Raw genomic sequence first — 12,391 nt, forward strand, 5'->3', positions numbered from 1 at the left:
GGAGGGGCCCATCAGCCGGCCACTCCGGGAGCTCGAGCGTCAGCCCTCCGCTATCACCACCGCCGAGGCCACCCCCGCGTCGTGGCTCAGGGAGACGTGCCAGTGGCGGACGCCCAAGGTGTCGGCGCGGGCGGCGACGGTGCCCGTGACGGTGAGGTGGGGGCGGCCGTTGTCGGAGACGGTGACCTCGGCGTCGAGCCAGGACAGGCCGGGCGGGGCGCCGAGGGCCTTGGCGAGCGCCTCCTTCGCCGCGAACCGGGCCGCGAGCGAGGCGATACCCCGCGGTTCACCGGAGGGCAGCAGCAGTTCGGCCGGGGTGAACAGGCGCTCGGCCATGCCCGGGGTGCGGTCCAGCGCGGCCTGGAACCGCTCGATCTCGGCCACGTCGATGCCGATGCCGACGATCACTCGACGGTCACCGACTTGGCCAGGTTCCGGGGCTGGTCCACCTCGTTGCCGCGGGCGGTCGCCAACTCGCACGCGAACACCTGCAGCGGCACGGTGGTGACCATCGGCTGCAGCAGCACCGGGGTCTGCGGGACCCGCACGAGGTGGTCGGCGAACGGGACGACCGCCTCGTCCCCCTCCTCCGCGATGACGATCGTGCGGGCGCCGCGCGCCCTGATCTCCTGGATGTTGGACACGATCTTGTCGTGCAGCACCGAGCGCCCGCGCGGGGACGGCACCACCACGACCACCGGCACGCCCTCCTCGACCAGCGCGATCGGGCCGTGCTTCAGCTCGCCCGCCGCGAAGCCCTCGGCGTGCATGTAGGCGAGCTCCTTGAGCTTGAGCGCGCCCTCCAGCGCCACCGGGTATCCCACGTGACGGCCCAGGAACAGCACGGTGTTGCGGTCGGACAGCGACCGCGCCAGCTTCCGGACCGGCTCCATCGTGGTGAGGACCTGCTCGACCTTGCCGGAGATCTCGGCGAGTTCGCGGATCACGACCTGGATCTCGTCGCCCCACTGGGTGCCGCGGGTCTGGCCGAACCACAGGGCGACGAGGTAGCACGCCACGAGCTGGGTCAGGAAGGCCTTGGTGGAGGCGACGGCGACCTCCGGCCCGGCCCGGGTGTAGAGGACCGCGTCGGACTCGCGGGGGATCGTGGAGCCGTTGGTGTTGCACACGGCCAGCACCTTGGCGCCCTGTTCGCGGGCGTGCCGCAGCGCCATCAGGGTGTCCATCGTCTCGCCCGACTGGCTCACCGCGATGACCAGGGTGCGCCGGTCCAGGATCGGGTCCCGGTAGCGGAACTCGCTGGCCAGCTCCACCTCGCAGGGCACCCGCGTCCAGTGCTCGATGGCGTACTTGGCGATCATCCCGGCGTGGAACGCCGTCCCGCACGCCACGATGACGATCTTCTGGATCTCGCGCAGCACCGCGTCGGGGATGCGCACCTCGTCCAGGGTGAGGCGGCCGGAGGCGTCGATCCGGCCGAGCAGGGTGTCGGCGACCGCCTTGGGCTGCTCGGCGATCTCCTTGAGCATGAAGTAGTCGTAGCCGCCCTTCTCGGCGGCGGAGACGTCCCAGTCGACGTTGTAGGGGCGGATCTCGGCCGGGCTGCCGTCGAAGCAGGTGACGGTGATGCCGTCCCTGCGCAGCTCCACCACCTGGTCCTGGCCGAGCTCGACGGCCTCGCGGGTGTGCGCGATGAACGCCGAGACGTCGGAGGCGAGGAAGTTCTCGCCCCGACCGACGCCGACCACCAGCGGGGAGTTGCGCCGGGCGCCGACGACCACGTCCGGGTCGTCGGCGTGCACGGCGACCAGGGTGAACGCGCCGTCGAGCCGGAGGCACACCTGCCGCATCGCCTCGCCGAGGTCGCCGCACGACGAGAACTGCTCGGCCAGCAGGTGCCCGACGACCTCGGTGTCGGTCTCAGACCCCAGGTCGTGACCGCGCTCGGCCAGCTCGGTGCGCAGGTCCGCGAAGTTCTCGATGATGCCGTTGTGGACCACCGCGACCCGGCCGGCGTTGTCCAGGTGCGGGTGGGCGTTGCCGTCGGTGGGTGCGCCGTGGGTGGCCCAGCGGGTGTGCCCGATGCCGGTACGGCCGTCCGGCAGCGGCTGCCGGGCGAGTTCCTCGCGCAGGTTCGCCAGTTTGCCCGCCCGTTTGGCGACGGCCAGCCCGCCGTCGGCCAGCACGGCGACCCCGGCGGAGTCGTAACCGCGGTACTCCAGGCGTTCCAGACCTGCCATCACGACGTCCAGCGCGCTCTGCCCGCCGACGTACCCCACGATGCCGCACATGGCCGTCAGCTTAGGGCGTGGTGGCCGGGCAGTGACGCAGACCACCCGGTCTTCGACGGGAAACGCAGGCCGTCGCGCAGGACAATGAGGCCCGTGCCGACGACGACGATCACCCCCACCAGCCCGTACGTCGATCTGACCCGGGACCAGTGGAGCGCCCTGCGCGACCGCACCCCGCTGCCGCTGACCGCCGAGGAGGTCGAGCGGCTGCGCGGGCTCGGGGACGTGGTGGACCTCGACGAGGTGGTGGACGTCTACCTGCCGCTGTCGCGGCTGCTCAACCTCTACGTCGGCGCGCACAGCGGACTGCGCGGCGCCCTCAACACGTTCCTGGGCGAGGGCGCGCAGCCCGGGACGCCGTTCGTGATCGGCGTCGCCGGCAGTGTCGCGGTCGGCAAGTCCACGACCGCCCGCCTGCTGCAGGCGCTGCTGGCCCGCTGGCCGGAGCACCCCCGGGTGGAGCTGGTGACCACCGACGGCTTCCTGCTGCCCAACGCCGAGCTGCACCGGCGCGGCCTGATGTCCCGCAAGGGCTTCCCCGAGTCCTACGACCGCCGCGCCCTGACCCGCTTCGTCGCCGATGTGAAGGCCGGGAAGCCCGAGGTCAGCGCGCCGGTGTACTCGCACCTGATCTACGACATCGTGCCCGGCGAGCGGCTGGTGGTGCGCCGCCCGGACATCCTCATCGTGGAGGGCCTCAACGTCCTGCAGCCCGCGCTGCCCGGCAAGGACGGCCGCACCCGGATCGGCCTCGCCGACTACTTCGACTTCAGCGTGTACGTGGACGCGCGGACCGAGGACATCGAGCAGTGGTACCTGGGCCGGTTCCGCAAGCTGCGGCAGACCGCGTTCCAGGACCCCGACTCCTATTTCCGCCGGTACACCCAGGTGCCGGAGGACGAGGCACTGGACTACGCCCGGCTGATGTGGCGCACGATCAACCGTCCCAACCTCCAGCAGAACGTGGAGCCGACCCGCAGCCGGGCCACCCTGGTCCTGCGCAAGGGCCCGCAGCACAAGGTGCAGCGGCTCTCGCTGCGCAAGCTGTGAACGGGAGCGCCGAGTGCTTCACCTGCGGATGATCGTGCCGTCCGACCGGACCGACGACGTCGCCACGCTGCTCGCGAACAGCGTCGGCACCACCCATCTGACGCTGCTCAGAGGCGCCGCGCTCGACCCGCCCGGCGACGTGCTGACCTGCGATGTGGCCAGGGAGGCGGCCGACGGTCTGCTGGAGCGGCTGCGCGCCGACGGGATCGCCGACGCCGGCGCGATCACCGTGGAGGACGTCGACCTGACGCTGTCCGCGAGCGCCGACCGCGCCGAGGCGGCAGCTCCGGGTGAGGGCACCGACGCCGTGCTGTGGGAGTCCCTGGTCGAGGAGACCCACGAGGAGTCCACTCTCACCTTCACCTATCTGGGCTTCCTCACCGTGGCCACCATGCTCGCCGCCTACGGCGTGATGCTGGACAGCTCGATCCTCATCGTCGGCGCGATGGTCGTCGGCCCGGAGTTCGGGCCGCTCGCCGGAGTCTGCACGTCGCTGGTGCGGCGCGACCGCGGCCTGCTCGCGCGCTCCGTCGTCGCGCTCGCCGTGGGCTTTCTGGTGGCGATGCTGCTGACGGGCGCGTTCAGCGGCCTGATGGACGTGTTCGGGCTGTTCACGCGGGCACGGTTCGACGCGCCGCACCCGGCGACCGGCTTCATCTGGCAGCCGACCTGGGACTCCTTCGTGGTCGCCCTGCTGGCCGGCGTGGCCGGGATTCTTTCGCTGACGTCGGCCAAGTCCGGCGCGCTCGTCGGCGTCGCGATCTCGGTGACGACGGTGCCGGCCGCGGCCAACGCCGCGCTGGCCCTCAGTTTCGGCAACTGGCACGAGGTCCGCGGCTCGACCGCGCAACTGGCGGTCAACCTGGCCGGCATCGTGCTCGCCGGCACGCTCACGCTGCTCGCCCAGCAGTGGTTCTGGGCGAGGCAGCGCGACGGCGCGTGAGCCGGGAAGGGATCAGGGCGGTCAGCCGAGGGTGGACTTCACCACGTCGGCGAGGCGGCCGGCCACCGCACGGGCGTGGTCGATGTCCGCGGCCTCGACCATGACCCGCACCAGCGGCTCGGTGCCCGAGGGGCGCAGCAGCACCCGTCCGGTGGTGCCCAGCTCGGCCTCGGCCTCGGCGATCGCGGCGGACAGCTCGGGGGTGCTCGCCACCCGGCTCTTGTCCACGTCCGGGACGTTGATCAGGACCTGCGGCAACCGGTCCATCACGGCGGCCAGTTCGGCCAGCGGGCGCTTGGTGGCCGCGACCCGGGCGGCCAGCAGCAGGCCGGTCAGGGTGCCGTCGCCGGTGGTGGCGTGGTCGAGCACGATGACGTGCCCCGACTGCTCGCCGCCGAGCGCGTAGCCGTACTCCTTCAGGGACTCCAGCACGTAGCGGTCGCCGACGGCGGTCTGCACCACGTGGATGCCCTCGCGCTCCATCGCCAGCTTGAAGCCGAGGTTGGACATCACGGTGCCGACGACGGTGTTCTCCCGCAGCGCGTCGCGCTCGCGCAGCGACAGGGCGAGGATGGCGAGGATCTGGTCGCCGTCCACCTCCGCGCCGCTGCCGTCCACGGCCAGGCAGCGGTCGGCGTCACCGTCGTGGGCGATGCCGAAGTCCGCGCCGTGCTCGACGACCGCGGACTTCAGCAGGTCCAGGTGGGTCGAGCCGCAGTCCTCGTTGATGTTGAGGCCGTCGGGCTGGGCGCCGATGGTGATCACCTGGGCGCCGGCCCGGGAGAACGCCTCGGGCGAGACGTGGGACGCGGCGCCGTGCGCCTCGTCCAGGACGATCTTCAGACCGTCGAGGCGGTTCGGCAGCACGCCGATGAGGTGGGCGACGTACTGGTCGAAGCCCTCGTCGTAGTCCTTGACCCGGCCGACGCCCGCCCCGGTGGGACGGTTCCAGGGGGCGCCGGTGCGGTGCTCGCCGTAGACCTCCTCGATGCGGTCCTCCAGGACGTCGTCGAGCTTGTGGCCGCCGCGGGCGAAGAACTTGATCCCGTTGTCCGGCATCGCGTTGTGGCTGGCGGACAGCATCACGCCGAGGTCGGCACCCAGCGCACCGGTGAGATACGCCACCGCCGGGGTGGGCAGCACACCGACCCGCAGGACGTCCACGCCCGCGCTCGCCAGGCCGGCCACGACGGCGGCCTCCAGGAACTCGCCCGAGGCCCGGGGGTCACGGCCGACCACGGCGACCGGCCGGTGCCCGGCGAAGCTGCCCGCCTCGGCCAGCACGTGTGCCGCCGCGACCGACAGGCCCAGTGCCAGCTCGGCGGTCAGGTCCGCGTTGGCGATACCCCGCACTCCGTCGGTGCCGAAGAGTCGTCCCACAGTATTTCCTCCGATGATCTGTGCGGTGGTGCAGCCGTACGGCGGCGCTGCGCTCTGGTGACACCCGGCGTCGTCCGCGGCCACGTCCCCGCTCGGGGACCTGCCTCAACCATCCAGCACGCAGGGGCATATCAACAGACATATACGCCGGTTCCCGGTAATGCGAACGCCTCGGAGGCACCAGAGTGTCTCCGAGGCGTTCGATGCGCCGGGCGCGGGATCGGTTCCCGCGCAGGAGGCGACTTTGTCGGGCTTTAGCGCTTGCTGAACTGCGGCGCCTTGCGCGCCTTCTTCAGACCGGCCTTCTTCCGCTCGACCGCGCGGTCGTCACGGGTCAGGAAGCCGGCCTTCTTCAGCGGGCCGCGGTTGTTGTCGACGTCCGCCTCGTTCAGGGCGCGGGCCACGCCCAGGCGCAGCGCACCGGCCTGGCCGGAGATGCCGCCACCGCTGATGCGGGCGATCACGTCGTAACGGCCGTCCAGCTCGAGCACCTTGAAGGGCTCGTTGACTTCCTGCTGGTGCACCTTGTTCGGGAAGTAGCCCTCGAGGGTGCGGCCGTTGATCTTCCACTTGCCGGAGCCCGGGACGATCCGGACGCGGGCGATGGACTGCTTGCGACGGCCGGTACCGGCGGCCGGCTGCGGGTCACCGAAGCGCGAGGCGAGGGACTCGGAGGTGTACTCCGACTCCACGGCCTCGGACTCGAAGGTGGTGATCTCGTCGTAGGACTCTTCGCCCTCGAGCGGGGTCTCGGCGGTGGTCTCAGCCACGATTCTCCTCAGGTTCTTTCTGGTAGCTGGTGGCCGGGACTACTGCGCGACCTGGGTGATCTCGAACGGGACCGGCTGCTGCGCAGCGTGCGGGTGCTGGTCGCCCGCGTAGACCTTCAGCTTCGAGAGCATCTGACGGCCCAGGGAGTTCTTCGGGAGCATGCCCTTGACGGCCTTCTCGATGGCCTTCTCGGGGCTCTTGGCGAGCAGCTCGTCGTACCGCACCGAACGCAGACCGCCCGGGTACCCGGAGTGGCGGTACGCCATCTTCTGGGTCTTCTTGTTCCCGGAGAGGTGGATCTTGTCGGCGTTGATGACGATGACGAAGTCGCCGGTGTCGACGTGGGGCGCGTAGATGGGCTTGTGCTTGCCCCTCAGGAGGCTGGCGGCCTGGGAGGCCAGACGGCCCAGGACGACGTCCTGCGCGTCGATAATGTGCCACTGGCGCTGGACATCGCCGGGCTTGGGGCTGAACGTACGCACGGTCGTAGCCTTCGCTTCTTCTCAGTAGTGGTTTCCCCCCGGCCGCTCGGACCAGGAGGAGGGGTCCTGGCAAGGCCACCCGGACGATCACGACAGCCCTGGCGACGCACGGGGACGCAACCCGTTCGCCTGCCGCTGGTCATCGGCCCGGTGGACCGGCGTAAGGGCCCCTCACGTGAGATAGAGCAAGCCAATACGCATAACGAACCGCAAGAATACCCGTGCGGGCGCGGGCGGGTCAAAACGCCGGGCCTCCGGGCCGCGGGACCGCCCCGCGGGTGTCGCCGCGGGGCGGTGGGACGGGCCGCAGCCGGCCCGCCCGTTCAGCGCTCGCGCTCGACCCGGCGCTCGTCCCAGACCGGCTCGCTCGTCTCCCTGACCAGGCCGTCCGAGCCGAAGACCAGATAGCGGTCGAAGGAGCGGGCGAACCAGCGGTCGTGCGTGACCGCCAGCACCGTGCCCTCGTACGACTCCAGGCCGTCCTGCAGCGCCTCGGCGCTCTCCAGGTCCAGGTTGTCGGTCGGCTCGTCGAGCAGCAGGGCGGTGGTGCCCTCCAGCTCCATCAGCAGGATCTGGAAACGGGCCTGCTGGCCGCCGGAGAGCTTGTCGAAGGGCTGGTCGCCCTGCCGCTCCAGCTCGTAGCGGCGCAGCACGGACATCGCCCGGCCGCGATCCCGGGCGTGCTCGGTCCACAGGATGTCCACCAGGGTGCGGCCGACCAGCTCCGGGTGCGCGTGGGTCTGCGCGAAGTGGCCGGGGACCACCCGGGCGCCCAGCTTCCAGGTGCCGCTGTGCGCGACCGACGGATCGCCGGCCAGCAGCCGCAGGAAGTGGGACTTGCCGGAGCCGTTGGAGCCCAGCACCGCGACCCGCTCGCCGTAGAAGACCTCCAGGTCGAACGGCTTCATCAGGCCGGTGAGCTCCAGCTTCTCGCAGGTCACCGCCCGTACGCCGGTCCGGCCGCCGTGCAGCCGCATCCGGATGTCCTGCTCGCGCGGCGGTTCCTGCGGGGCGCCGGCCTCCTCGAACCGCTTCAGCCGGGTCTGCGCCGCGTGGTACCGCGAGGCCATGTCGGGGCTGATCGCCGCCTGCTGCCGCAGCCGCAGCACCATCGCCTTGAGCTTGGCGTGCTCCTCGTCCCACCGGCGGCGCAGCTCCTCGAAGCGGGCGAACCGCTCCTTGCGCGCCTCGTGGAAGGTGTCGAAGCCGCCACCGTGCACCCAGGCCGTCGAGCCGGCCGGGCCGGTCTCCACGCTGACGATCTTCTCGGCGGTGCGGGCCAGCAGCTCGCGGTCGTGGCTGACGAACAGCACCGTCTTCTTCGTCTGCGCGATCTGGTCCTCGAGCCAGCGCTTGCCCGGCACGTCCAGGTAGTTGTCCGGCTCGTCGAGCAGCAGCACCTCGTCGGGGCCGCGCAGCAGCGCCTCCAGCACCAGCCGCTTCTGCTCGCCGCCGGACAGCGTCTTCACCTCGCGCCACTGCGCCCGCTCGTACGGGACGCCGAGGGCGGCCATCGTGCACATGTCCCACAGCGTCTCGGCCTCGTAGCCGCGGGCCTCGGCCCACTCGCTCAGCGCGTGCGCGTACGCCATCTGCGCCGGCTCGTCGTCCTGCGCCATGATCGCCAGCTCCGCCGCGTCCACCGCCTCGGCGGCGACCCGCAGCCGCGGGTGCGCGACCGAGACCAGCAGGTCCCGGACGGTGCGGTCGTCCCGCACGCTGCCGACGAACTGCGGCATGACACCCAGGCCGCCGCTGACCGTGACCGTCCCGCCGTGCGGCTTGATCTCGCCCGCGATCAGCCGCATCAAGGTGGTCTTGCCGGCGCCGTTGGGGCCGACCAGGGCCACCGCGGCGCCGTCGCCCACCCGGAACGAGACGTCGCCGAGCAGCGCCCGCCCGTCCGGCAGGTAGTACTCCACGTGCGCTGCTTCCACATGACCCATGTCCTGAATTCTCCCCGCCGCCGCCGGAGGCCCCAAGTCGTTTTCCCGGGGCCGCTTCCTCCGGTCCTCCTGTGAGGATTCGCCGTGGGCTTCCCGCGATAGGTGGCGGGCCGCGACGGCCCTATGATGCGCCCCATGACTGAAGGCCCCGGGCAGCAGCCATCGCAGCGTCCCCGCCCCAGCGCCCCCGAAGGGCGCGAGGTCCTGGAGGGACGCGTCATCCCCTCCAGCCGGCAGCAGCAGCGCTCGTTCGAGGCGCACCAGCAGCAACCGGCCCCGCAGGACCCGCGCGAGCAGTTCGCCGGGCCCGGCCCGCAGGGCGAGCCGTGGTCGTCACCGCAGGCCCCGGCGACGGCGGGCCGGGCGCCGCAGATCCCGCAGGGCCAGGCGCCGCAGATCCCCCAGGGCTCTGTCCCGCAGGCCGCCCAGGCCGGCCAGGGCGGGTCGGGCGGCCAGAGCGGGTCGGGGGGTCAGGGCGGCCAGACCGGTCAGCCGCCGCTGCCGCACCGCGAGGGGCCCGCCTCGGAGCGGCCCGGCCCGCACCAGCAGGGCCAGGCCCGCCCGCCGCAGACCCAGCTTCCGGAACCGCAGGGCCCCGGCGGGCAGCAGCCGGGCGCCGGGGAACCGCAGGCGTGGGGCGGCGCACCCCAGCAGGGCGGTGGCCCGCAGCACGGCGGCATCCCCCCGCAGGGCTTCCCGCAGCAGGGGCCGCCCCCGCAGGGCCCGGGCGCGGGACTCCCCCGCCAGAGTCCCTCCCCCGCGTCCACCGGGTCCTCGGGGTCCTCCGGGTCCTTCCCCATGGGCACGGGCACGACCGGCCGCCGCCCGGCGCCGTCGTCGGCCTCGGGTACGCCGGACTGGGGCGCGCTGGCCGAGCAGCAGGAGGCCAGCGGCGCCCGCCGCCGCAAGGTGATGATGCTCACCGGCGGCATCGTGGCGATCGCCGTCATCGCGGGCGGTGTGGCCACCGCGGTGGTGATGTCCGGCAAGAGCTCCAAGCCGACCATCGCCGGGCCGAGCAGCTCCGGCACGGCCGGCACCTCCGCGCTGCCGCCGGCGCCGTCGTTCTCCTCGGTCGCCCCGCCGCCGCCCGCGAACCCGCTGGACTACCTGTCGACGGCCGGGAAGGACACGGCCCCGCTCACCGCGAACTCGCTCTTCCCCGGGAAGCAGTTCCTGATGGACGGCCGGGTGTACGTCAAGACCGCGATCACGTCGACGAACGCGTGCGCGGGCGCCGCGCGCGCGAACCTGTCGGTGGCGCTGGGCAAGAGCGCCTGCCGCAAGCTCATCCGCGTCACGTACACCAACGGCGGCACCGCGGTCACCGTGGGCGTGGCCGTCTTCGACGACAAGGCGCACGCGCAGAAGGTGCAGAAGGTCGCGCAGTACCTGGCGCCGCTCAACGGCGGCGGAGTGGCGGACTTCTGCCACGCGGTGGCCTGCCGGATGACGTCCAACGCGGTCGGCCGGTACGCCTACTTCGCGATCGCCGGACTGAAGAACGGCAAGACCATCACGGCGTCCGACACGGTGGCGCTCCAGTCCGCCAACGACGCCTCGAACTTCGCGTTCCAGCGGATCATCCAGCGCGGGCGCGACGCCGCCGCGGCGGACCCGTCCCGCAACTGACCTGCCGGCGCCCCGCCCGTGCGCGGGCGGGGCGCCGTCGCGGAGACCTCCGCCCGGGGCGGGCGACACCTACCGGCAGAGGGTGCGCAGGTTGCGGGCCTGGAGGTTGCGGGCGGCGAGCTGGTCGTCCGGCGGGTAGCCGACCTCTTCCAGGGTCAGGCCGTGCGGCCGCACCACGTTGACCGCGGAGTGCCGGACCCGTCCGGCCAGCACCTCCGCCGGAAAGCCGAGCGCGCGGTGCCCGTCGCCCACCAGGAGCATCGCGCCGACCAGCGCGCGGACCATGTTGTGGCAGAACGCGTCGGCCCGCACGGTCGCCACCGCGAGGCCCTCGGGGGTGCGCTCCCAGTGCAGGTCGAGCAGGGTGCGGATGGTCGTCGCACCCTCCCGCTTCTTGCAGTACGCCGCGAAGTCGTGCTCGCCGAGCATCAGGGCGGCCGCGGTGTTCATCGCATCCACGTCCACCGGACGGTCGTGCCAGAGCACGTGCCCGCGCAGCAGCGGGTCGACGCCGCCGGGGTGGTCGCCGACGCGGTAGGCGTAGCGGCGCCAGATCGCCGAGAACCGCGCGTTGAAGCCCGCCGGGGCCTCGCCGACCTGCCAGACCCGTACGTCCCACGGCAGCCGCCCGGCCAGCCGCCGGCGGAGCTTCTCCCCCTCCGCGGCCCACACCTCGGCCGGCAGGTCGACATGCGCGACCTGCCCGCGGGCGTGCACACCGGCGTCGGTGCGGCCCGCCACCGTCAGCTCCACCGGCTCCGGCAGCCGCAGCACCGTGCGGATCGCCGACTCCAGCTCGCCCTGCACGGTGCGCCGGCTGCGCTGCTTGGCCCAGCCGGAGAACTCCGCCCCGTCGTACGACAGGTCCAGCCGGACCCGGACCTGCCCGGGCGCGGGATCGTCGCTCACGCCTGCCTCCTCACCACTCGCTGCCCATACGGAACGGGCCCGCACCCCCAGGGGTACGGGCCCGCTCACCGGTCTCGGGACGCTCAGGCGTCCTTGGACTCCTCGTCCGCGGCCTCGGCGGGGGCCGCGTCCTCCGTGGTCTCCTCGGACTTGGCGTCCTTGACCTCGGCCAGAGCCTCGTCACCGGCGCGGTCCTTGGCGGAACGCTTGGTGGCGGCCTCGGCCTCGCCGACCGCGGACTGCTGCACGGTCAGGGCCTCGACCAGCTCGATCACGGCCATCGGGGCGTTGTCGCCACGACGGTTGCCGATCTTGGTGATGCGGGTGTAACCACCGGGGCGGTTCTCGTACCGCGGCGCGATCTCGGTGAAGAGCGTGTGGACGACGCCCTTGTCCGTGATCTGCTGCAGCACCTGGCGACGGTTGTGGATGTCGCCCTTCTTCGCCTTGGTGATCAGACGCTCCGCGACCGGGCGCAGACGCCGCGCCTTGGCCTCGGTGGTGGTGATGCGGCCGTGCTCGAAGAGCGACTTCGCGAGGTTCGCGAGGAGCAGCTTCTCGTGCGCGGCGCTGCCGCCCAGACGGGCACCCTTGGCGGGCTGAGGCATGTCTTTCTCCTTCTACGCTGCACCGGCCGTGTCAGGTACCGATGTCAGTGCGAACTGGCGGCTGCCAGCTCGTGGGTTCCGGGCTCGCCCCGGACTGCCAGGGCTCACGCCCCTGGGTACTCCGGGCCCGCCGCACTACGCGACGGACCCTCGGAGAGTTCAGTACTGCTCGGTCTCCACGAAACCGGCGTCGACGTCGTCGTCGGCGCCGAACGCGTCGGCCGCGGCAGTGGGGTCGAATCCGGGCGGGCTGTCCTTGAGGGCCAGGCCCATGCCGGCCAGCTTCGCCTTGACCTCGTCGATCGACTTCGCACCGAAGTTGCGGATGTCGAGCAGGTCGGCCTCGGAACGGGCGACGAGCTCACCCACGGAGTGGATGCCCTCGCGCTTGAGGCAGTTGTAGGAGCGGACCGTGAGT

Annotated in this window: 12 protein-coding genes; 3 read left to right on the forward strand and 9 right to left on the reverse strand. The window is 72.2% G+C overall.

Annotated elements, in window-relative coordinates:
* Window positions 1-39: 39 nt before the first annotated feature.
* Window positions 40-408, reverse strand: coding sequence for a holo-ACP synthase (locus K7862_RS29970; protein WP_222967911.1), 369 nt, complete (start codon window positions 406-408; stop codon window positions 40-42).
* Window positions 405-2,252 carry a glutamine--fructose-6-phosphate transaminase (isomerizing) gene (gene glmS, locus K7862_RS29975; protein WP_222967912.1) on the reverse strand — a complete coding sequence of 616 codons (1,848 nt, stop codon included), beginning with the start codon at window positions 2,250-2,252 and terminating at the stop codon, window positions 405-407. The genes K7862_RS29970 and glmS overlap by 4 nt, the downstream gene beginning before the upstream one ends.
* An 84-nt stretch (window positions 2,253-2,336) precedes the next feature.
* Between glmS and coaA the strand changes: the two genes are divergently transcribed.
* Both coaA and K7862_RS29985 read left to right on the forward strand, forming a co-directional pair.
* Window positions 2,337-3,302 carry a type I pantothenate kinase gene (gene coaA, locus K7862_RS29980; RefSeq protein ID WP_222967913.1) on the forward strand — a complete coding sequence of 322 codons (966 nt, stop codon included), beginning with the start codon at window positions 2,337-2,339 and terminating at the stop codon, window positions 3,300-3,302.
* Between the two features lie 13 nt (window positions 3,303-3,315).
* Entirely contained in the window at window positions 3,316-4,245 is a 930-nt protein-coding gene (locus K7862_RS29985; RefSeq protein WP_222967914.1) for a DUF389 domain-containing protein, read from the forward strand.
* Between the two features lie 21 nt (window positions 4,246-4,266).
* Here the strand turns inward: K7862_RS29985 and glmM are convergent, their stop codons facing one another.
* The 4 genes from glmM to K7862_RS30005 all read right to left on the reverse strand — a co-directional run bounded on the left by glmM (window position 4,267) and on the right by K7862_RS30005 (window position 8,824).
* Window positions 4,267-5,625 carry a phosphoglucosamine mutase gene (gene glmM, locus K7862_RS29990; protein WP_222967915.1) on the reverse strand — a complete coding sequence of 453 codons (1,359 nt, stop codon included), beginning with the start codon at window positions 5,623-5,625 and terminating at the stop codon, window positions 4,267-4,269.
* A 254-nt stretch (window positions 5,626-5,879) separates the two neighbouring features.
* A complete protein-coding gene (gene rpsI, locus K7862_RS29995; RefSeq protein ID WP_222967916.1) occupies window positions 5,880-6,395 on the reverse strand; it encodes a 30S ribosomal protein S9 in 516 nt (171 codons plus the stop codon).
* A gap of 39 nt (window positions 6,396-6,434) precedes the next feature.
* The gene (gene rplM, locus K7862_RS30000; RefSeq protein WP_222967917.1) at window positions 6,435-6,878 is read right to left on the reverse strand and encodes a 50S ribosomal protein L13; all 444 of its coding nucleotides are present in this window, start codon (window positions 6,876-6,878) and stop codon (window positions 6,435-6,437) included.
* A 323-nt stretch (window positions 6,879-7,201) separates the two neighbouring features.
* Window positions 7,202-8,824 carry an ABC-F family ATP-binding cassette domain-containing protein gene (locus K7862_RS30005; protein WP_222967918.1) on the reverse strand — a complete coding sequence of 541 codons (1,623 nt, stop codon included), beginning with the start codon at window positions 8,822-8,824 and terminating at the stop codon, window positions 7,202-7,204.
* A gap of 135 nt (window positions 8,825-8,959) precedes the next feature.
* Here K7862_RS30005 and K7862_RS30010 point away from each other — a divergent pair, with 135 nt between their 5' ends.
* A complete protein-coding gene (locus K7862_RS30010) occupies window positions 8,960-10,456 on the forward strand; it encodes a hypothetical protein (protein WP_222967920.1) in 1,497 nt (498 codons plus the stop codon).
* Window positions 10,457-10,525: 69 nt separating this feature from the next.
* Here the strand turns inward: K7862_RS30010 and truA are convergent, their stop codons facing one another.
* From truA to K7862_RS30025, 3 genes are all read right to left on the reverse strand, one after another.
* Window positions 10,526-11,365 (reverse strand): tRNA pseudouridine(38-40) synthase TruA, encoded by an 840-nt coding sequence (gene truA / locus K7862_RS30015; protein ID WP_222967922.1) that lies wholly within the window; start codon window positions 11,363-11,365, stop codon window positions 10,526-10,528.
* Between the two features lie 83 nt (window positions 11,366-11,448).
* The gene (rplQ, locus tag K7862_RS30020; protein WP_222967924.1) at window positions 11,449-11,973 is read right to left on the reverse strand and encodes a 50S ribosomal protein L17; all 525 of its coding nucleotides are present in this window, start codon (window positions 11,971-11,973) and stop codon (window positions 11,449-11,451) included.
* 159 nt (window positions 11,974-12,132) lie between these two features.
* On the reverse strand, window positions 12,133-12,391 hold a 259-nt coding region (locus K7862_RS30025; RefSeq protein ID WP_272493244.1), incomplete at its 5' end, for a DNA-directed RNA polymerase subunit alpha C-terminal domain-containing protein.

Origin of the sequence: Actinacidiphila acidipaludis (assembly GCF_019890725.1) — a bacterium.
GTDB lineage: Bacteria > Actinomycetota > Actinomycetes > Streptomycetales > Streptomycetaceae > Actinacidiphila > Actinacidiphila acidipaludis.

What these genes read in the sequence shown, in the direction of transcription:
- K7862_RS30005 (WP_222967918.1), bottom strand. Translation starts at nt 8,824, where the DNA reads ATGGGTCATGTGGAAGCAGCGCACGTGGAGTACTACCTGCCGGACGGG.
- glmS (WP_222967912.1), bottom strand. Translation starts at nt 2,252, where the DNA reads ATGTGCGGCATCGTGGGGTACGTCGGCGGGCAGAGCGCGCTGGACGTC.
- rplQ (WP_222967924.1), bottom strand. Translation starts at nt 11,973, where the DNA reads ATGCCTCAGCCCGCCAAGGGTGCCCGTCTGGGCGGCAGCGCCGCGCAC.
- coaA (WP_222967913.1), top strand. Translation starts at nt 2,337, where the DNA reads ATGAGGCCCGTGCCGACGACGACGATCACCCCCACCAGCCCGTACGTC.
- K7862_RS30010 (WP_222967920.1), top strand. Translation starts at nt 8,960, where the DNA reads ATGACTGAAGGCCCCGGGCAGCAGCCATCGCAGCGTCCCCGCCCCAGC.